The 19548-nt window shown below is 64.1% G+C and carries 15 protein-coding genes and 1 pseudogene; 8 read left to right on the plus strand and 8 right to left on the minus strand.

Going from position 1 to position 19548, the window contains the following annotated elements; all coding sequences use genetic code 11:
- Nucleotides 1-499 precede the first annotated feature (499 nt).
- Both ACT3UA_RS09515 and ACT3UA_RS09520 read left to right on the plus strand, forming a co-directional pair.
- Nucleotides 500-2413: an FAD-binding monooxygenase gene (locus ACT3UA_RS09515; RefSeq protein ID WP_444616173.1), complete on the plus strand. Its 1914-nt coding sequence runs from the start codon at nucleotides 500-502 to the stop codon at nucleotides 2411-2413.
- A gap of 51 nt (nucleotides 2414-2464) precedes the next feature.
- Nucleotides 2465-3253 carry an IclR family transcriptional regulator gene (locus tag ACT3UA_RS09520; protein ID WP_096288415.1) on the plus strand — a complete coding sequence of 263 codons (789 nt, stop codon included), beginning with the start codon at nucleotides 2465-2467 and terminating at the stop codon, nucleotides 3251-3253.
- A 29-nt stretch (nucleotides 3254-3282) separates the two neighbouring features.
- Here the strand turns inward: ACT3UA_RS09520 and ACT3UA_RS09525 are convergent.
- The 4 genes and pseudogenes from ACT3UA_RS09525 to ACT3UA_RS09540 all read right to left on the minus strand — a co-directional run.
- A pseudogene (locus ACT3UA_RS09525) lies at nucleotides 3283-3579 on the minus strand (transposase); the annotation flags it as partial.
- Nucleotides 3580-3839: 260 nt separating this feature from the next.
- Entirely contained in the window at nucleotides 3840-5261 is a 1422-nt protein-coding gene (locus tag ACT3UA_RS09530; RefSeq protein WP_444616175.1) for an alanine racemase, read from the minus strand.
- A complete protein-coding gene (locus ACT3UA_RS09535; RefSeq protein ID WP_096288413.1) occupies nucleotides 5261-6892 on the minus strand; it encodes an FAD/NAD(P)-binding protein in 1632 nt (543 codons plus the stop codon). Before ACT3UA_RS09535 ends, ACT3UA_RS09530 begins: the two co-directional genes overlap by 1 nt.
- Nucleotides 6889-7887 carry a pyridoxal-phosphate dependent enzyme gene (locus ACT3UA_RS09540; protein ID WP_176484267.1) on the minus strand — a complete coding sequence of 333 codons (999 nt, stop codon included), beginning with the start codon at nucleotides 7885-7887 and terminating at the stop codon, nucleotides 6889-6891. Before ACT3UA_RS09540 ends, ACT3UA_RS09535 begins: the two co-directional genes overlap by 4 nt.
- A 313-nt stretch (nucleotides 7888-8200) precedes the next feature.
- Between ACT3UA_RS09540 and ACT3UA_RS09545 the strand changes: the two genes are divergently transcribed.
- From ACT3UA_RS09545 to ACT3UA_RS09560, 4 genes are read left to right on the plus strand one after another with little or no spacing between them, the layout of a single operon-like run.
- Entirely contained in the window at nucleotides 8201-8938 is a 738-nt protein-coding gene (locus ACT3UA_RS09545; RefSeq protein ID WP_444616178.1) for an ATP-binding cassette domain-containing protein, read from the plus strand.
- Nucleotides 8935-9621, plus strand: a complete 687-nt coding sequence (locus ACT3UA_RS09550) for an ATP-binding cassette domain-containing protein (RefSeq protein WP_096288409.1) — start codon at nucleotides 8935-8937, stop codon at nucleotides 9619-9621. The genes ACT3UA_RS09545 and ACT3UA_RS09550 overlap by 4 nt, the downstream gene beginning before the upstream one ends.
- A gap of 18 nt (nucleotides 9622-9639) precedes the next feature.
- Nucleotides 9640-11160, plus strand: a complete 1521-nt coding sequence (locus ACT3UA_RS09555) for an ABC transporter substrate-binding protein (protein WP_096288407.1) — start codon at nucleotides 9640-9642, stop codon at nucleotides 11158-11160.
- Between the two features lie 12 nt (nucleotides 11161-11172).
- Complete coding sequence (locus ACT3UA_RS09560; protein ID WP_444616181.1) at nucleotides 11173-12972, plus strand: ABC transporter permease subunit; 1800 nt, start codon at nucleotides 11173-11175, stop codon at nucleotides 12970-12972.
- Between the two features lie 28 nt (nucleotides 12973-13000).
- Here ACT3UA_RS09560 and ACT3UA_RS09565 read toward each other — a convergent pair whose 3' ends face one another.
- Nucleotides 13001-13645: an arsenate-mycothiol transferase ArsC gene (locus tag ACT3UA_RS09565; protein WP_096288403.1), complete on the minus strand. Its 645-nt coding sequence runs from the start codon at nucleotides 13643-13645 to the stop codon at nucleotides 13001-13003.
- Between the two features lie 464 nt (nucleotides 13646-14109).
- On the opposite strand from ACT3UA_RS09565, the gene ACT3UA_RS09570 reads away from it, so the two are divergent.
- On the plus strand, nucleotides 14110-15342 hold the full coding sequence (locus ACT3UA_RS09570) for an MFS transporter (protein ID WP_444616183.1): 1233 nt from the start codon (nucleotides 14110-14112) through the stop codon (nucleotides 15340-15342).
- Between the two features lie 24 nt (nucleotides 15343-15366).
- Nucleotides 15367-16116 carry a histidine phosphatase family protein gene (locus ACT3UA_RS09575; protein WP_444616185.1) on the plus strand — a complete coding sequence of 250 codons (750 nt, stop codon included), beginning with the start codon at nucleotides 15367-15369 and terminating at the stop codon, nucleotides 16114-16116.
- Nucleotides 16117-16130: 14 nt separating this feature from the next.
- On the opposite strand, the gene ACT3UA_RS09580 is transcribed toward ACT3UA_RS09575, so the two are convergent.
- The 3 genes from ACT3UA_RS09580 to ACT3UA_RS09590 all read right to left on the minus strand — a co-directional run bounded on the left by ACT3UA_RS09580 (nucleotide 16131) and on the right by ACT3UA_RS09590 (nucleotide 19415).
- On the minus strand, nucleotides 16131-17498 hold the full coding sequence (locus ACT3UA_RS09580) for an MFS transporter (protein WP_096288399.1): 1368 nt from the start codon (nucleotides 17496-17498) through the stop codon (nucleotides 16131-16133).
- 279 nt (nucleotides 17499-17777) lie between these two features.
- The gene (pstS, locus tag ACT3UA_RS09585; protein WP_096288397.1) at nucleotides 17778-18920 is read right to left on the minus strand and encodes a phosphate ABC transporter substrate-binding protein PstS; all 1143 of its coding nucleotides are present in this window, start codon (nucleotides 18918-18920) and stop codon (nucleotides 17778-17780) included.
- Nucleotides 18921-19097: 177 nt separating this feature from the next.
- Nucleotides 19098-19415, minus strand: coding sequence for a hypothetical protein (locus tag ACT3UA_RS09590; protein ID WP_096288395.1), 318 nt, complete (start codon nucleotides 19413-19415; stop codon nucleotides 19098-19100).
- Between the last annotated feature and the right edge of the window lie 133 nt (nucleotides 19416-19548).

The following is a 19548-nucleotide window of genomic DNA, read 5'->3' on the forward strand; positions in this document are numbered from 1 at the left end:
CTGCCATGGGCTTCAGCGTAGTGTCCACCGAGCTACTGGTCCGCGGTTCATTCCGTCCCGAAATACCGTATTCCAGCTGGGCCTCTTCACCCCGCCCCAAGCGCAGCAGTAGCTCCGCTCGGGTGGCAGAAAGCAGGTGGTAGCTGCATAGCGCACCTGTTGCCCGGTCTCAGCTCCATGGGTCAGAAGCTGATCATCTCAAAGATTGCCACCTCGTGTTTCTCTTCGCATCTACTTAGAGCGGCGGCGCTCGGGTCACCGAAGGTGGAATCGCAGCAAGGCTTCCGCCATCAATTACTCCACCACTGCCAGAGTAGGAATCTTGCTCAGCTGCTGTATGGAAGCTGGGCAATTTGGCTGCCGTCACCGGTTCTGGAGGCAGGCACAACGAACTACCAGCATTCCTTTGTGCAGAATTTGTTGGTGAATTTGAAACAACCAGCCCTACGTTAAGCAATTCAGATCACGGCGCCCAAGGCGCAGCAGAGCAAGGAGCACCATGCAGTTCTACCAGGATGGCTACCGCCCGGGCGACCCCGACATCCGTCCCGCGGCCCCCGGACGCCGGACCACGGGAACACTCCCCAAACAGGTTGACGTACTCGTCGCCGGCACCGGCCCCGCCGGGTCGGTCCTTGCCGCGCAACTGGCCGAGTTCCCCGAGATCTCCACGCTGGTCATCGAGCGCCGCGAGGCGGCCCTCGAGCTGGGACACGCAGACGGCGTCGCCTGCCGCACCGTGGAGATGTTCAACGGCTTCGGGCTGGCCGAGCGCCTGATGCGTGAGGCCTACTGGGTCAATGAGACCAGCTTCTGGGGCCCGGACTCCGCCGACGGCATCGCACGCACCGGCCGGATCCAGGACGTCGCCGACGGCCTGTCCGAGTACCCCCACGTGATCGTGAACCAGGCCCGCATGCAGGACCTGCTGCTCGAGCACATGGCCAACTCCCCTTCCCGGCTGGTCCCCGACTACGGCCTGGAACTCATCGATGTAACCGTCGCCGAGGCCGGCGACTACCCCGTCACCGCGACGTTGCGACGCACGGGCGAGGAACCCGGCAACGACATCACCGTCCGCGCCAAGTTCGCCGTGGGCTGCGAGGGCGCCCGCTCGAACACCCGCCGTTCGCTGGGCATCAAGATGCAAGGCGATGCCCGCAACCACGCCTGGGGCGTCATGGATATGCTGGCTGTCACCGACTTCCCCGACATCCGCCTGAAGGCGGCCATCCAGTCGGCATCCGGCGGATCCATCCTGCTGATTCCGCGCGAGGGCGGCTACCTGGTGCGCCTCTACGTGGACCTCGGCGACATCGACCCGGGCGACCGCGAGGCCCGCGGGCGCTTCACCTCCGACTCGGTCATCGAGGCAGCACAGAAGATCCTGCACCCCTACACGCTGGACGTGAAGGACATCGCCTGGTGGAGCGTGTACGAGGTGGGCCAGCGCATTGCCGATCGCTTCGACGACGTGCTTCCCGAAGACCGCGGCACCCGCACCCCGCGCGTGTTCATCGCCGGGGACGCCTGCCACACGCACAGCGCCAAGGCAGGCCAGGGCATGAACGTCTCCATGCAGGACGGCTTCAACCTGGGCTGGAAGTTGGCAGCCGTGCTGCAGGGACGCAGCCCCGAGTCCCTGCTGGACACCTACTCGGCCGAGCGCCAGGTCATTGCCCAGGAGTTGATCGACTTCGATCTCAAATGGTCCACCGCCATGGCGGCCAAACCCAAGGACCCGGCCAACCCTAAGGCCGGCGGCATGGACGCCGCCGAACGCCAGGGCATCTTCACCCAGGGTGGTCGATTCACTGCCGGATTCGCCACCGACTACTCCCCGAGCATGATCACCGGACCGAACACCCACGAGCACTTGGCTTCCGACTTCCCGGTCGGCGAGCGTTTCCACTCCTCACCGGCGATCCGGCTCGCCGACGCGAAGCCGCTTCAGCTCGGGCATCAGGCCCTGGCCGACGGCCGCTGGCGAATCTACGCGTTCGCCGACGCCGCACGTTCCGACGCAGCCGATTCCCGTCTGGCGGCGCTGTGCGCCTTCCTTGCCGAGGACCCCTCCTCACCGGTGCGCTCCTTCACCCCCGCCGGGTCCGACGACGACGCGGTCTTCGACGTGCGCGCGGTGCTCCAGCAGGGCCACCGCGAGGTGGAACCGGGAGAGGTGCCCGCGTTCCTGCTTCCGCGCAAGGCGCCGTTGGGGCTCATCGACTACGAGAAAGTCTTCACCGCGGACACGGCGAACGACATCTTCGAAGCGCGCGGCATCGACCGCGAGCGCGGCGCCATCGTGGTAGTCCGCCCCGACCAGTACGTCGCCCACGTGCTGCCGCTGGACGCACACTCTGAGCTGGCCAGCTTCTTCGCCGGCATCATGCGCTCACCGGCACTTGTCTGACCTTGACGCGGTCGCGGATCAACGAAACTCGCTAGCCCGTAGAATTCTGTTGTGCAGAAAAGTAATCGGATCGTCAAGAGACCAACCCATGCCATCGAGTCGGTCGAAAACGCCCTGAAGCTGCTGGTTCTGCTCCAGGAGCGCGAGTGGGTGCGCGTCGTCGACGCGGCCAAGGAGCTCGGTGTGGCGCCTTCCACCGCCCACCGGCTCATGGCGACCCTCGTCTACCGGGGATTCGCGTTGCAGGATGAGCAGCGGCGCTATTGCGCCGGCCCCAGCCTGCGCCTGGATGCGTCTCCGAATCCGGTGCGCAAACTGGTGGCCGCGGTACGCCCGCACCTCGATGCCTTGGCCGCCGAATCGGGTGAGACCGTGAACTTGGTGGAGCGGGTGGGCGTCAACGTCCACTTCCTGCACAGCGTCGAGGGCCCACAGCTGGTGCGGATCGGCGACCGGTCGGGAACGGTGCTGGCTGCCGGCACCTCCGCCGCCGGGCTGGCCGCACTGTCGGCCCTCTCCGATGCGGCCATCGTCCAGCTCTACCGCCGCCGGGCAACCCGGAGCTACGGGAACGAGCTGGACGAAGACGGCCTCGCGCAGTTGCTGTCCGAACTTGCGCAGGTACGGGCCAGGAAATATGCAATTAACATCGGCCGGACCGAACCGGAACTCGCCGCAATAGGTGGATACATCGGAATATTCGAGCAGCACCGGACGCTGGCCTTATCTTTGAGCGCTCCGATCTCTCGCGCGCAGAGCTTGCTAAGTCCCCATGTGGTTTCCTTGCTCAACTCGGTTTGCGGGGACATCCGAGATGCCTTGGACACCCAGCTGGGCTAAGCAATCCTAATTCCTGATTCGTCTAGCAGGCGGCGTGGTTCGGGGCTTAGAATTTTCCCATAGCCACCTCGGTCAGGATGTCGTTGGTGAGCAGCTAATCGGCTAACAGCATTTTTTAGGCGGGCGTTTTCCTTTTCCAGCTCTTGGGTGCGTTTGCCGGCTTCGGCTTTTTCTTTCGATCCGTACTGGTTGAGCCAGCGGTACCAGGTGGCTTCGGTGATCTGCAGTTCCCTGATGACTTTGATCATCGGGTGGCCTTCGTTGAGCAACTTTTGTCCTTTACGGACTTCAACGATGACCTGGTCTGGGGTGTGCCTGCGTGCCATTGTTTCTGTGATTTCCCCTGTGTCCAATGCCGGATACGATTACTCACAAAGTCACTGGACTACTTTTCGGGAACCCAGCCAAGTTTGTCCTTGAATCAGGGGCCAGTCATTTTGTCCCTCTCAGTCAAGACGTCGAACAGAAAGTGCGAAGATCGACAGAACCTGACTCTGAGCGCTGGTCCTGCTCTCCGTCGACATGTGTCAGCGGCTATCTGTGGCGGTCACGCGATACCCCAATGTCGAGACGAATTAACAGAATTTCACGCCAATTCCATCTCGATACTCTGCTTATCGACTGAATCCTGAGCCCATTCCCCGGCATCCCAGCAAAGATTGCGCGCCAAGGGCAGCTGATGGGATCCGCTCTCGATGATGTGCATCAAATATCCGCCGGTATTGGGAAAAGCCACGAGGTCTCCTGCGGCCACACCTTGCGGAAATTCGAAACGACGCCGCAAAATCAGCTCTTCCTCGATGCAGTAGGCCCCCACCAAAAACGCGCTAAGCGCGACGCGCTCGCTTCGTGGTGTGCCTGTTTGGAGGAGCAAAGGATCGACGAGGAAGTCCGCCGACGTTGAGCGGCACTGGGTTCTGTTCATATGCAGACCCACCAACGGGAGTCCATCGCTGCGCGTCTTGACGAAGGCCACCTCTGCAAGCGTCATCCCGCAACCGTCCAGCAGCGTCCGGCCGGGTTCGCAGCGCAGCTGTATGCCGCGTTCTTTGAGCATTTGCGCGACGGACTCACCCGCTCCCTCGGAGTCGCTTGCAAGAATTTGCTTCAGCCATTCTCCGCGGATCAATTTCTGGTGGTAGGGATATACCGAGCCGCTTGGCTCGGTTCCGTTGGCGCCCAGCCGATCGGATTTCCACGTCAAGGACTCATCCCCAGCGGGCAAGGCGGCAAGATCCTCCCAAAAACCGGTCCATTGCGCGGCATCATCCAGATAGGACATCGGGATCCCGCCACCCATGTCCACGAATTCCGGGGCATGGCCCAAATCCCGCAACGCATCAATGAGCCGCAACGATTCGGCCAGGACCAATGCCCGCTGCTGAGCGCTGTACCCATTGAGATGGAAATGGATGCCACACACCTCCAAGCCCGTGGTTCGGTCCGCAGACTCGAGAAAGTCGAGCCACTGCTCCGCACGGAGCCCGAAACGTGTGGGAGCAATCTTTGGGTTTGTGGAGGCGAGGCGCAGCGCGACCCGTACTCGGCGGCCGGACTCCGCCGCAATATCCAGCAGATCCAGCGCCTCGTCAACATTATCCAAGCTCAGCACCACGTCGTTGTCCACCGCCAAGGTGAGCAGTTCCGCTGACTTGACCGCAGCCGTGACGATCAGCCGGTCTGCCGGAACTCCACGTTTCAGGCACTGGTCGAGTTCGCGGAAACTCGCCACATCGACGCCGCAACCCTCCGCCGCGGCCTGGTCGATGGCGCCGATCGTCTTGTTGGCCTTGCGCGCCAAATAGATCTGGAAATCGGTCCCGTGTTCCTCCGCTGTTTGTCGCAGCTCCCCGATATTCCGGCTCATCGCCGAGAAATCGTGGAGGTTCAATGGCGAGCCATGTTCTTCAATCAATTCTTGGCATAGCCCCGGGTCGGCCAGGAGCCGCTCCATCCAAGGTTCCAGACGAGCGGTGAGCGGAGCGGTTCCGTGCATCAGTGGTGGCATCAAGGAGCTACTTTCTGGCTTGCGGAGGTAATTTTCGTTGCTACTCGCTGAGCCCAAGCCCGGTATTCCGGGTGCAGGGCGCGGTTCAAGGTGTCATGGCCCAGGGTGGGGTCTTCGGTGGGCCTGCCCAGGGCAGCCAGCGATTCGCTCCGATCCCCTCGGGCGTTCAAGCAGGTACCGTCGGCGTCCGTCAGCAGCCCGCGTTCTGCGCGGCGGATCTGGATTTCTTGGTTCGCGAGCAAGCTGCCGAACAAGGAATGAGCCGGGCGTCCCTCCGGTGCCGGGCCGCTGAGCGCCCCTGCTGGTGCGGTCACCGCGTCGATCGTTATCGCATCCGCAGTTGCGGCATCGGCAGCTGGTTCTTGGCGGAGTATTCCCGCATCAAACAGTGCCAGCAGCTTCTGTGCGGTGGGTTCGGGAGGACCGAAAGCCATGCGTTCGAGATTCGTTGCCAGGCGGTTGAACCGCACGCGGTTCGCGGCACCCCACTGGATTCTGGACAGCGACTGCACCAGTTGCGCATAGAGCCCTGACCAGACAATGGCCCAGATCCATTCGTGGGTGGCCGAATCCTCGCCGCGGTTGGCTCGGAGGCTCGCACGCAGCTTTTCGGCGGGCGAGTTGAGTGCAGCCATCGCTTCGGAGTGCCCGGCAAGTACGGTGTTGAACAGCTCCGTGGCGGAGGCACGGATGCCGCTACGCTGCGTGCACCGCAGGGCGCAAGCCAGCAGGATCTGCCACAGCCCTTCCAGATCAGCTGCGTATTGATCATTGGCTTTGGTACTTGGTGCTGCGTTCGCCGCTCCCCAATGGCGAATTTGCGTTCGAAAGTCATCCAGTACCTCGCGCAGGCTTGCTGGGATGCGCTGCGGTTTGGGGCTCATCGGGATATTGGTTCGCGAAGTCATGATGATGCGCGCAGGTTCTTGCCCACCGGGAAGATAGCGCACCTCGGCGAACCTCTTGCTCGTTACCTGTTCCCAGCGTCCGCCCCTCCCCTCGGTCAGGGTCAGAACCACGTCATAGGCAGTTAATGCCGCACCGCGAATGAGAACGTTGCTTCCCGGCGGCACCTTGCCTATTGAATCGGCTTCACTTTCAACCGTCAGCTGCGCTGCGCTGAGTGCCCCGCCAAGCATGCCTTCCGAACGGTATCCGGCCAGTCCGTGCCCGGTCGCGAGCACCACCTCGTCATAGAGTTCGGCTCCTTGCTCGGTGGAGACTTCCCACTGCATCCCATGGCGCACGGCGCCGGTGACTACCGAAGGCCGGTGTGCCAGGTTCAGGCGCCCGTATTCGGCGAGCCGTTCGAATTGCTCGCTCAGGTACGCCCCGACCAAGGCTCTGGCGGGGTAGGGGTTCTCCCCTTCAGCATTTTCGCCTCCTAAGGCCCACCACTGATCAAAGCTCTGCGGGCACAAACTGGACGAGGCGTCGATGATGCGGGAGTTGACGTTCAGCCGCAGCTCACGCGGCTGGCCGGCGTTCCAGACCCTGCCTGCCCCCGGCGGATACGGATCATAGACATCAACCTGAACTGCATTTTCCTGACATTTATTCAGTGCATCGTTGAGTTCGAGCAGGGCGAACAAGCACTTCGGTCCGCCGCCAATCATGGCAATGCGGGTCATCGGGCCGGAGAGTCTTCCAATGACTGCGAGTTATCCAGATCCGGTTCCTCACCTAGATTCTCGCGGACCCAGTCATCGTTGTAGACGCTCTGCAGGTAGGGCACCCCGGAGTCATGGATCAGGAAGGCAATGCGTGAACCATCCGGAATCTCCGGGAGCAGCTGATCCACGGCGGAGACAATCGCCCCGGTTGACGCTCCGGCCAGAATCCCTTCGCGCCGGGCGAGCCACCGGCAACCGCGGACCATCTCGATCTCCTCGATTCGGCACACTCGATCCGGTTCGGATTGCAGGGCCAACGCCGGAACAATACCAGCCCCGAGTCCGGGTAGCCGCCGGTTGCCGGAGTCGCCGCCGAAGAGCACCGAACCCAGCGCATCCACAGCCACCAGCTCGGTGGACAAACCATGCTCACGCACGTACTTCTGGCAGCCCAGAAGTGTGCCAGTGGTGCTTGTGGCGACGAAGAGCATGTCCAGACGCCCATCCAGCGCTTCCATGATTTCGGGCATGGTGGTTGAGTAATGCGCCTCGGGATTATGCGGTGAACCATACTGGTTGGTAGTCACCGCGCCCGGATTGTCGGCGAGCAGTTGTGCTACCCGGGCGCGGCGGGCGGCGAGCCTGTTCCCGTCCGGCGGGTCGAGCACCAGATCAACCTCGGCACCGTAGGCGCGCATGATTTCCAACGCCGACTTATTGGCGTTCTCGTCGACCACGGCCACGAATTTGATCCCGCGCACCACGCACTGCCTGGATAAGGCGATGCCCAGATTTCCGGATGTCGACTCGACGACCATGCCGCCGGCCTGCAACTGGCCCGATCGCATGAAGGCATCGATCAGGCTTCCGGCGGTGCGCTCCTTGGTGCTCCCGGAGAGCTGCAGCAAATCCAGTTTTGCAAAAACCTCAATGCGAGGCGCGTCAAAAAGCCTGTCCAGTTTCACCGTAGGTGAGTTGAAAGGACTCAGAGTTCCTACACTATCCATGATCATTACTCGCATTCGGGCGGTGACAAATCCTGCTGACAAGTGCTTGGCACAATGAATGCGGTGTGACCTCCACCGCTACCCAGTTTGGCAAGTCTAAACATGGAAGATCGGAACTAGCTAGCAATACGCAAGTATAAGTTTCGATTTTGATTTCCCACCACTCTGCCCACCGCCAAATTCAACGAATACCTGCAGAAACTATGCCTCGCCGAACGGTCCGGCCCCCATCCTGCATTCCCTCCGCAGGCACCGCTGCTCGCCGCGCAACCGCAGGATTTGCGCCAATAGTCTAATCTAAGTGATAATCATTCTCATTATGACTGTTAAGAGCACCCTCGCTCAGCGCGCCACAACTGGCCACGCGCTGGGGCAGCAGCCCAACACCGGGCTCGCTGCGCCAGCGAGCCCACTGATCTGCTTGAAAAATGCTCGTGTCACGGCCGTCCGGCAGCAGCAAACCCTGCTTGAAATCGATGAGCTTGCGCTGTTCCCCGGCGAACGCCTTGTCATCACCGGGTCCTCGGGCAGCGGCAAGTCCCTGCTGCTGGCCACGCTCACCGGACGGTGGGCCGCAGGCCTGGCTTTCACCGGCACCCGCACGGTGGATTTCACCCGCATCGGGCTCATCCCGCAACGCGGGCTCGATGCCCTGCACCCGCTGCTCCCGCTAGCCCGGCAGCTGCGCAAGGTCACCGGCAAGAGCGTCCGCCAGGTCCACGAGGCACTGACCGCCGTAGGGCTGAGTGACCCGGCGCTGAGCCAGCGCAGGCCCGCGGAACTATCGGGCGGGCAGGCGCAGCGCGCCGCGGTCGCCCTGGCAGTGCTCAGCGAAGCCCCGCTGATTCTCGCCGACGAACCGACCAGCGCCCTGGACCACGAATCGCGTGACCAGACCCTGGCCTTGCTGGACCGCGTCATCACCGCTCGGCAGGCCCTCGTGGTGGTCACCCACGATCCGGCCGTAGCCGAGGTGCTGGCCACGCGCCGGCTGGCACTGGAATCCGGCAAGGTCATCACGTCGGCCGGACCCGCCAAGAAACGAGCACGGACATGAGCCGGGCCTTACTGGAAGTAGCCCAGGTGAGCGCCACGCACGGGCGTGGCACCAAGGAGCGGCAGGTGCTCGCCCCGACGACCTTTGACATTTCGGCCGGTGAATCGATCGCCGTGGTGGGCGCCTCGGGAGCCGGGAAAACCACGCTCGCCGAGATTGTCCTCGGGCTGCGCGCCCCATCCTCCGGCCGGATCAACGTCCAGGGCCACGAATGGGCCGCACCGCACAAGCTGGTCTGCGCGCAGCGACGCCGGCTGGTGCAGGGAGTCCCGCAGGATCCGGCGGCCGCTCTGGTGCCGCGCTGGACGATTCGGCAGTCAATGACAAATGCCATCGAGCGGCTCTTGCCAGGTGAATCCGCCGACCAGCTGATCGTACGGGCCACCGAGCTCGCGCATTTCGACCCGATGCTGCTCGATCGGCGCCCGAGCCAGCTTTCCGGCGGCCAGGCGCAACGCGCAGCCCTTGCCCGGGCCTTGGCCGTGCGCCCTTCGGTGCTCGTGGCCGACGAACCGACCAGCGCCCTGGATCCGCAGACTGCGCGTGCGGTATCCGCCGACCTGCTGGCAACCATCGCACTTTCGGGAGTGGCGTTGCTTCTGGTAACCCATGACCCCCAGCTTGCCGCGCGGTGTACGCGCACGGTGCGCATCAGTGCACCGGACCAAATTCTCTTCAATTAGCCAAGGAATAGACAACCTATGATTCGACCAAGTTCCAGAACCCTCGCACTGCTCCTCTTCCCCCTGGTTGGCGCGCTCACGCTCACCGGGTGCTTTTCCACCGCCAGCCCCGGAGAAGCCTCCGCGGACCGCATCTCCGTCGCGCATATGCAGCCGCCGCGCTCCGGACTCAGCCCGCTGAGCGACGATGCTTTCAAGCTCTCCCGCTGGTCCGCCGCGGAAACCCTGGTCAACTTGGATGATGCCGGGGACGCCACCGCTGGGCTGGCCACCGAGTGGACCCGCGAAGGCGAGCTGATCTGGAATTTCAGCATTCGTGAAGGTGTCAGCTTCCACAACGGGCAGCCGCTGACCGCGGACTCGGTGGTGAACTCGCTGCGCCGCGCCATCGATTCCACCCCGGTGCCGCGCATCCTCAACGGCACCGAGCTCACCGTAGAGCCGCGCGGCGAGCGGGGCGTGCGCATCACCACCGCGGACCCCGATCCGCTGCTGCCCCAGCGCCTTTCCAGCCCGCAGCTGGCCATCTTCGACGCGGCCGCCTACACGGAATCCGGGGTGAACCCGCTCGGCACGGGCACCGGACCCTTCCAGCTCGTGGCCGTAGACGGCGTCTCGGGCGCCACCCTGGACCGCTTCGACGGCTACTGGGGCGAGCCGGCCGAAGCCCCGGGCATCGACGTGAAATTCGTCCCCGACGGCACCGCCCGCGCCGCGGCGCTGCGCACCGGGGAAGCCGATGTGGTGGAGGCAATCCCGGCCGGGCAGGCCGCTTCGGTGGACCAGGAACTGCTCACCGAAGTGCCAATGCCGCGCACCAACACGCTCTACCTGAATACCGAGCAAGGACCATTCAAGGATCCGGCCGTCCGCGCCGCGGCACGCGAGGCCATCGACCGCGCCGCCATTATCGGCTCGGTCTATGAGAACCGGGCAGATATCGCCGACGGCCTGCTGGGCCCGGCCCTGCCCTACGCAGCGAACTACCGCCAAGACGCCGACTACCAGCAGCGGCTGGCCGGCCGGGCCGAACCGGCCAAGGTGAAGGGTGTGGAGATCAGCTTGGGCACCTTCACCGACCGGGCGGAGCTTCCCGAGGTGGCGGTGCTGCTCGAAGCGCAGCTGGAAGCCGCAGGGTTCGAGGTGAGCCAGGATGTGCGCGAATACCAGTACATCGAAGCCGATGCCCTGGACGGAAAATTCGACGCCTTCATCCTCTCCCGGGCCACGGTGCTGGACTCCGGGGACCCGGTGGCCTACTTCGCCTCGGACTTCAGCTGCGAGGGCGGCTTCGCCATCTCCCAGCTCTGCGCCCCGGAAGTTGACCAGGGGATTGAGACCGCCGCGGAAACCGAAGCCGGCAAAGAACGCCCGCACCAGATCATGCTGGCCGAAGCCAGGATTCTGGGCACCGATGCCGCAATTCCACTGCTGCACGAACGTGTCATCCAGGGCGAAGTTCCAGACCTTCAGGATGCCTCACGGGATCCGCGCGAACGCCAGCTGATCACCGCCACCACCCGGCTCGGCGCCGAGTAAGGCAACTGCCCGATGAAAAACAGACGTCCCGGCGGGCGGCAAAACAAGCTGCTTTCCCTGGTCTCACGCCTGCTCAGCGGCGTGGTGCTGCTGTTGATTGCCGGCGCCCTGCCTTGGCTCTCGCGTACCGACCCGGTCGCCGCGGTGCTGCGGGCGCGCTACGCAGAACTGGAGCCCACGCCCGAAGCCCTGGCGGCAATCCGTGAGCAGCTGGGGCTCGATGGCGGCCCGCTGGCCTCCAGCCTGCGCTGGTGGTCCGCGGTGCTGCGCGGGGATCTGGGCAATTCCTGGGTCAGCGGGGCCGAGATCGGTCCGGGCGTGTGGCAGGCGGTATCCGTCTCCGCCACGCTCACCGCCTTCGCCATCATCGTTGCGCTGCTCGTCACCAGCTGCCTGATCGCCCCGGCCGCGGTGCGTGCGCTGCGCGGCCTGGAGCACCGCGGTTCCGGGCCGGTCGGCGTTGCACTGACCGCACTGCCCGAATTCCTGCTGGCAAGCATCCTGCTGGTCATCGTCTCGGTGCAGCTGCGCTGGCTGCCGCCCTACGGCTGGACCGGCCTCGAGACCGCCATCCTCCCGGCCCTTGCCCTTGGCATCCCCGCGGGAGGCCTGCTCGGACGCTTGCTCGCGGATGCGATCTCCGGGGCCGGCGAGGAACCCTGGGTGAACGTCTGGCGTCTGGCCGGAGCCGGCGCCCCGGTCATCCTGTCCGGGGTGCTGCGCCGGGCGGCCGCGACAACCATCGATCAGCTGGGTCTGGTGTTCATCGGCCTGCTCGGCGGCGCGGTGGCCGTGGAACAGGTATTCGCGATTCCCGGACTCGGCCGCTATCTGCTCGGTTCGGCCAATGCCCAGGACATCCCGGCCCTGCAGGCCGGGGTGCTGCTCATGGCGGGGGCCGCGGTGCTCATCGGCACCCTCACCGCGTTGGCCAGGCGCTGGTTGCGCGGCGGACCGCTTCCACCGGGCTCACTGCCTCCGGCGCCCGAGGCGCGCGGCGATGGGCGGATCGCACGCTTCACCGCGATAATTACCTGCTCCGCGCTGCTGGCGATCCTCGCCTTCGGCCTGCCCCGGGACCCCTATGCGATCGAGCACCAGCGGCTGGCCGCGCCGAGCCTCTCCTTGCCCTTCGGCGCGGATTCCAGCGGACGCGATCTGCTTGCGCGGGTCGCCCATGGAACGCTCGGGACGATCACCCCCGCGGTATTGATCGTCTTGTGCGCCATCATCATCGGCCTGCTGCTGGCGGTGCTCGGCGACATCTCCCGCGGCCCGGCAGAAATCGCCAATGCCACGCCGCCGATTCTTGCCGGGGTGATCATTGCGGCGCTGATGGGCCCCTCCGTCGGCGGAGCCGCGCTTGCGGTGCTGTGGGTTACCTGGCCGCCGCTGACCGCGCATGCCGCCTCGCTGATCGACGAGGCGCGGGCCATGGGCCACATCCGCTGGCTTCCGCTGGCCGGGATGTCACGCTTCGAGATCTTCACCCGGCATATTCTTCCCGCAACGCTTCCGGCGCTGCTGCGCCACGGCATGCTGCGCCTTCCGGGCGTTGCCCTAGCGCTTGCCGCGCTCGGCTTCCTGGGTCTCGGCGCGCAGCCGCCCATGCCGGAGTGGGGCCTGCTGCTCGCCGAAGGCATCGGCTACGTGGAGCGCGCCCCGTGGACCACGCTCACCCCGGCGATTGCCCTGGTGCTGACCTCGGTCTGCGCGGTGGCCGTGGCCGGGATGCGGCGCGCACCGCAAAAGCCGGCCCGTGCCGAGGCCAAGACCGCGGAACCTGCACCGGCAGGCATTTCGGGAGCATAGCGCGACGCGGCCGCGACGGTCCGGCTGCTCAGGAGGATTGGATGCGTTCCCAGAGCTCGGTCACGCGATGCTCAATGTCGGCGTAGATTCCCCTCGCCTCGTCAAGCGTCATATCCTGCGGATCGGCGACGTCCCAGTCCAGGTATTGCTTGCCTGGATAGATGGGACAGGTGTCACCGCACCCCATCGTGATGACATAGTCGGCGGCTCGCACCACGTCATCGGTGAGCGGCTTGGGGAACGCATCTTCCAAGCTAATATTGTGTTCCTTGAGCAGCTCCACCGCCAATGGCTGAATCTCTCCGGCGGGCAACGAGCCCGCGGAGCGGACCTCCACCCGCCCGCCGGATACTTCCGCGAGCAATGCGGCGGCCATCTGCGAACGCCCGGCATTTTGCACGCAAACGAATAATACCTGTGGATTGTCCTTGGCAATGCTGCCCATGGATTGAGCGAGCGCGCGCAGTCTGTCATCGGCGAAGCGGGTGGCAATGGCCGCCAGGTAGGTCCGCACACGTGCGGTACGCCCCAAGGTGGCATACGACTCGAAGACATAGCGTTCTATCATCTCGGGAGTGAACGTGCCCGCGTAGCGTTCGGCTAAATGCTCGGACATCCGGCCCAATACGTGGGTGTCCTTGGTGGGATCGGTGTCGTTCGGTGTCCAAGTCATGTGAACTGCCCTATTCCTTTTTCTCAGCTGGCAACTCATCGCTACGCAGCAACTTTGTGAAGATCGGTGATTTATCCAAGGCGTTTTTGACACCGGCGGCATAAAAAACACCCACGGCAAACTCGTCAGCTCTGGAAGAGCATGGTCCAGCTCGCTTAACCATCAACACGTACGTCGCTAGACATCGATGACTATCGATATCTAATCTTCGGCAATACATCGATGATTGTCAATATCCCAGGTTGCCGGTCAATGAAGAATTCATTTGGCTCACCACAGGCCGCCGCACACTCCCGACGGCCGCCAGGAAGGCGCGTGATGGCGCAATCCGGCCCCGCCTGGCCATGCGCGGTGCAACATCAAGCGTTACAAAGGCGCCTGATGCGGCGGAGCATGAAAGAATCCATGCGTATGTCTCGGATCACGGAACTTTTTGCGCGTGATCCAGCGTGGAAGGACGTGGCATGGCGACAGGACCCACCCCGGCTATCGCGCATCAGCGCACGGATGCGGCCTGGATAACAACGGTCTTTGCGGGCATTATGGCGGCCTTGCATATCTGGAAGCTCCCTTCGGCGCTTCCGGTGCTGCAAGAGGAGCTGCACATTTCGTTGATCCTCTCCGGCGTGCTGCTGGGGGTGGTCCAGGTCGCCGGCATGCTCGGCGGCCTGGCTATGTCGCTGCTCGCCGAAATCTATTCCCAGCGAAAAATCATGATCCTCGGCCTGCTCCTGCTCATTTTCGGCTCGGCCCTGGGTTCCTTCTCCCCCAACGCCGGGATGCTGCTGGGCACGCGAATTATCGAGGGGGTCGGGGTGATCATGTGCAGCGTGATGGGCCCTGGCCTGGTGCGCGCCCATGCGCCGCTGCACCGCATGAATCTGGCGGTGGGCTGGTGGGCCGCCTTCATGGGTATCGCCACCTTCTTCGGCGTCTTGGGCACAGCGGTTGCCCTGCGCTTCATCTCCTGGCAGAGCTGGTGGTTCATTCTTGCGGTGCTGACCGTGCTCCCGATCCTGCTGATTCTCAAGTTCGTCTCCGCCTCTGCCCCGGGCGGAGGCACCAGCGCCAAGGAAGCCTTGAGGAAAATCGTGGTGACCGCAGCTTCCGGCCGCATCTGGATCAGCGGCATCATCTTCGGCTGCTACACCGTGCAGTGGATGGCAATCGTCGGATTCTTGCCCACCATTTTCCGTGAAGACGGACTGTCGCCAATCCTCGGCGGGTTATTCTCGGCGGTAGTCGGCGGGCTGAACGCGCTCGGAGCGATTATCACCGGGCTGCTGCTGCACCGCGGAATCGCCGGCAAGAAAATGCTGCTGGCCTCCTTTGCGGTCATGGCCGTGATGGCCCTATTGACCTTCGCGATCGACTACCCGGCATCGCTGGTGCTCGTTCAGGTGCTCTGCGTGGGGCTGTTCTCGCTCTGCGGTGCCGCCGTTCCGGCCACGATGACGCGCTTGGCGGTTGATCTGGCACCGGAGGGCGGCTCGGCCCCGGCCGCCATGGGCCTCATGCAACAGATATTCAATATCGGAAACTTCACCGGGCCGATGCTCGTCGCCTGGCTGGTGGTCCTCACCGGCGGATGGAATTCCACCTGGTGGGTGAGCGCGTTCTTCGGGACGCTGGGCTTGGCGATGGTCATGGTTCTGCTGCCCAAGAACTCGCCGCTGAACTCGATCCAGCACGCCTAGGATACCCACCAGCCGCCGCCATAAATGAGCACCGCCGCTATGACGCCCAAGAGCCTTCAACGCGTGGCGCACTACCCAAGGCATCGCCGCAATGGGCACAATGATCCCATGCGCCTTTTCCTCATTCGCCACGGACAAACACCTTCGAACGTCGGGCACCACCTCGACACGGCGGAACCGGGAGCGCCGCTGACCGAGCTCGGGCAGCAGCAGGCCGAAGCCCTGGTGGCCCTGCTTGGCGAAACCGGCATCGAGGCCATTTACGCCTCGAACCTGGTGCGCACCCAGCAAACTGCGGCTCCGCTGGCCGACGCCCTGGGACTGGAGGTCGCCGTGCGCAGCGGATTGCGTGAGATCTCCGCCGGCGCGCTGGAGATGGCCAACGACCCGCAGTCCGTCCAGACCTACCTGTCCGTCGCCCTCGGATGGGCCGACGGACAGCTGGAAACCCCGATGCCCGGCGGCGGTCCGGACGGCGCATCCGAATTGGCACGCTTCGATGAAGCCGTGGCCGAGGCGGCAGCCTCCGGTGTGCAGACCGCGGCGCTCTTCACCCATGGGGCCATCATCCGCGTCTGGGCCGCAGCCCGGTGCGAGAACCTGGACGCCGCGTTCTCCGCGGAGCATTCGGTATCCAACACCGGGGCCATCATCCTCGAGGGCTCCCCCGGAAATTGGCGCGCGACCCAGTGGCAAGAGCAAGCCATCGGCGGAGCGGATCTGGAAGATCCGGCCACCGACGGCGCGGCCGCGGATACTTTCACCCGAGAATAGGGACCGCTTTCAGCTCAGAGGTTTTCCGGGCCGGTCTCATTCCGCTTTCCAAGATCAACGTTCTCGGTGTCCCCATCCTGGGGATACAGGTCCGCTCCGGTGCGGTCCTTCAGCGTCAGGGTCGCGAGCAGCGAGGTGGCCACCCAAATGAACAGGTACGTGGATACCGCCACGGTGGTATCGAACTTGCCCACCAGCGCGGCGGCAATGGTCGGCGCGAACGCGCCGCCGACCACCGAACCCAGCGCATAGCTGATCGAGGCGCCGCTAAGTCGAATGCGCGCCGGGAAGAGCTCGGCGTAGAGCGCCGGCAGCGGCCCGTAGGAGAAGCCCATGAAGGCGCCGAAGACCACCAAGGACACGGTGACCCAAGCCAGGTTCGCGGTTTCGATGAGCAAGAACAGCGGGAAGAGCCAGGCAAGCAACAGCACCCAGCCGATGATGAACATCTTCTTGCGCCCGATTTTGTCCGAAAGCACGCCGCCGAACCAGGTGGAAATCAGCCAGGCCACCGAACCGATGGTGATGATATTGAGGATGTCTCCGGCGTTCAGTTCCAGCTTGTTTGTCGCATAGCCGAGAATGAAACCGCCGGTGAGCATGTAGCCTGCGGTGTTGTTGCCCATGAACACCAGGGTCGCCTGGATGACCTTCTTCGGGTGCTTGCGAAACAGCGTGGACAGCGGGGCGGTCTCGGTCTGCTTGGTCTTCTCCAGCTCGTGGAAGACCGGGGACTCCTGGACTTTCACGCGGATGTAGTGGCCGATGAGGATCAGCACGAAGCTGAGCAGGAAGGGAATGCGCCAGCCCCAGGCCATGAACTGCTCCGCGGAGAGCACCGCGGCGATAATCGCGCTGACCGCCGAGGCCAGCAGCATGCCCGCCGGAACGCCAAGCTGCGGGAAGGCGCCGAACTTTCCGCGGGCATTGTCCGGGGCGTGCTCCACTGCCATGAGCGCGGCCCCGCCCCACTCGCCGCCGGCGGAGAAGCCCTGGACGATGCGCAGGAAGATCAAGAGAATCGGGGCCCAGACGCCAATGGTTGCGTAGGTTGGCAGCAGGCCAACGAGCGTGGTGCCCACGCCCATCATGATCAGCGTGGTGATCAGCACCGCGCGGCGGCCATAGCGGTCGCCAACCCGGCCCATGACCACGGCCCCCAAGGGGCGGAAGAGGAAGCTGATGCCGACGGTGGCGAAGGCGATGATCGAACCGAGCGACCCTTCGGCCGGCGTGAAGAACTGCGGAGCCAACACCAGCGCCGCGGCATTGGCATAGATGAAGTAGTCGTACCACTCCACGGTGGTTCCCACCATTGTCGCACCGGCGACCCTTTTCTGCTCCGGCGTCATACGCCCCGATGCGGAAGCTGCTGCAGTCATTGCTCCTCCTCGATATAGCGAGTGTCTGGGAGCATTTTCCTGCACATATCCGGGCGCTCGGCGCCGGACTTGGAACGACTCCCTAGCCCCGATATTAGGCTTGTATTTATAGTCCTACAAGGGCTGCAACAGCACGCTGGCGCCCGGGAAGCCAGCGTGCTTCGGGGTGGAACGGCTCCAGTCCGCTCGTGTGCCGGCGGCACGGCACCGCAGGATCACCGGCCCGGCGTTGCCGATTCCCGCGCGCTGCCGGCCCCGGGGTAAGCGAGGCCGCCGCGGCTAGGAGCCGGCGGTGATCGAGTCGATGGCGGTGCGGGCTTCTTCGGCCAGCTGCTCGGGCATCGGGGCACTCTTGGCCGAGTCGGCGGACACCTTCTGGCCCTCGTCGCTGACCACGTATTGGCCGAAGGTCTTGGCCAGTTCCACGGTCTGCGCATCAGCATAGCTGCTGCAGAACAGCAGATAGGAGACCAGCACCAGCGGGTAGGCGCCCTCGGCGGTGGTTTTCCGGTCCAGCTCCAGCGCGATGTCGTGCTCCTTGCGGCCTTCGGCGCGTTCGGATTCGGCTACGGCCAGGGCCGCGGCCTCGCCGCTGACGGCCACGAATTCGCCGCCGACCTTCAGCTTCACCTTGCCCAGGTTCTCATCGACCAGGGAGTCATCGGCATAGGTCACCGCGCCCACCGCACGGGTCACCGTGGTCACCACGCCGGCGTTGCCCTGGGCCTTTTCCAGGCCGGTCGCATCCGGCCAGCCGCCATCGGGCTCATGGGCCCAGGCTTCGGGGGCAACGCTGTGCAGGTACTCCGTGAAGTTCTCGGTGGTTCCCGAGTCATCGGCACGGGCCACCCCGGTGAGCGGAACATCGGGCAGTTCCACCCCCGGATTCAGCGCGGTGATGGCGGGATCCTGCCAGGAGCGGATCTCGCCGGAGAAGATCCTGGCGATGGTCTCTGCGTCCATATTCAGCTCGCTGATCCCGGGCAGGTTGAAGGCGATGGTGATCGGGGAGATGTAGGCGGGGATGTTGATCGCGCCCTGCGGGCCGCAGGTTTCGATCGAGCGCTGGATCTCTTCTTCCTTGAGGTACGCATCGGATCCGGCGAATTCGGTGCCGCCGGCCAACAGCCCGGCGCGCCCGGCGCCGGAGCCCACCGAGGCGTACTGCACCTGGACCTTGGGGTGCAGCGTGGCGAATTCGGTGGTCCAGGCATTCATGGCGGAGTTCTGCGCCGTGGATCCGCCTCCGGTCAGCGTGCCTTCAAGATTCGAGGTATTGCCCTCCGCGGCATTCCGCTGCGCTTCGCCCAACGGGTAGTCCGACCCGCATCCGGCCAGCAATAGTGTCGCAGCCAGGCTTGCGGCGACTATGAGCTTGGGTGAACGGGCAGATGCCGACCGGCGGGGGAGGCTGGGGCGCACGGGTGCTCCTCAAATCTTGGCTGAATGTTGGACAGGCTAAAAACACAAGTCAAGCATCATACTGCTCAATGCTCGAAACTCATTACTTCGCGCTGGTGCAACTACCTTACGTCGAATCGGGTACGCGTGCGGTGCGCGATTGCTCGAAGTCTTGAAGGTCCTGGGCAAATCACCCGGTCAGCGCCCCAGCCGCTTGGCGGCCGCTGGAAAGATCAAGACCGTCAGCGCGCCGGTGACCCTCACGGAAGCGGTCACCTCGGAGAGAATCCCGCGGGCGGCCGCGGGCCTCAGCGTTCTGAGCGGCGCGAGGTTGAAATTCACGCCGCTGGTCACGGAGAATACCGAGATCAGAAAGCTGAATCCCACGATTTCCACCTTGTCCATCACCTCGGCGGCATACTCGGCCTTCACCTCCTTGAGCACCGCGTTGGCCAGGATCCCGGCGGCGAACATGCCAAGGGCCGCATCCAATTCGAAGACGGCGGCCACCAGCATCAGCGAGACCAGGAGCAGCTCGGCACAGAACTTTTACTCCAGAAGCAGGTCGTAGCTGACCTGTACGGTAAAAATCCAACATTTTCGGTTAAAGATGGGATTATTGCCCAAATAAGCTTGGTATTTGCTGGAC

The sequence above is a fragment of the Glutamicibacter sp. 363 genome (genome assembly GCF_052379505.1).
In the GTDB taxonomy this organism is placed as follows: Bacteria; Actinomycetota; Actinomycetes; order Actinomycetales; family Micrococcaceae; genus Glutamicibacter.

Coding starts and splice junctions, on each gene's coding strand:
- ACT3UA_RS09515 (WP_444616173.1), top strand. CDS start 500: ATGCAGTTCTACCAGGATGGCTACCGCCCGGGCGACCCCGACATCCGT.
- ACT3UA_RS09530 (WP_444616175.1), bottom strand. CDS start 5,261: ATGCCACCACTGATGCACGGAACCGCTCCGCTCACCGCTCGTCTGGAA.
- ACT3UA_RS09535 (WP_096288413.1), bottom strand. CDS start 6,892: ATGACCCGCATTGCCATGATTGGCGGCGGACCGAAGTGCTTGTTCGCC.
- ACT3UA_RS09540 (WP_176484267.1), bottom strand. CDS start 7,887: ATGATCATGGATAGTGTAGGAACTCTGAGTCCTTTCAACTCACCTACG.
- ACT3UA_RS09545 (WP_444616178.1), top strand. CDS start 8,201: ATGACTGTTAAGAGCACCCTCGCTCAGCGCGCCACAACTGGCCACGCG.
- ACT3UA_RS09550 (WP_096288409.1), top strand. CDS start 8,935: ATGAGCCGGGCCTTACTGGAAGTAGCCCAGGTGAGCGCCACGCACGGG.
- ACT3UA_RS09555 (WP_096288407.1), top strand. CDS start 9,640: ATGATTCGACCAAGTTCCAGAACCCTCGCACTGCTCCTCTTCCCCCTG.
- ACT3UA_RS09560 (WP_444616181.1), top strand. CDS start 11,173: ATGAAAAACAGACGTCCCGGCGGGCGGCAAAACAAGCTGCTTTCCCTG.
- ACT3UA_RS09565 (WP_096288403.1), bottom strand. CDS start 13,645: ATGACTTGGACACCGAACGACACCGATCCCACCAAGGACACCCACGTA.
- ACT3UA_RS09570 (WP_444616183.1), top strand. CDS start 14,110: ATGGCGACAGGACCCACCCCGGCTATCGCGCATCAGCGCACGGATGCG.
- ACT3UA_RS09575 (WP_444616185.1), top strand. CDS start 15,367: ATGAGCACCGCCGCTATGACGCCCAAGAGCCTTCAACGCGTGGCGCAC.
- ACT3UA_RS09580 (WP_096288399.1), bottom strand. CDS start 17,498: ATGACTGCAGCAGCTTCCGCATCGGGGCGTATGACGCCGGAGCAGAAA.
- ACT3UA_RS09590 (WP_096288395.1), bottom strand. CDS start 19,415: ATGCTGGTGGCCGCCGTCTTCGAATTGGATGCGGCCCTTGGCATGTTC.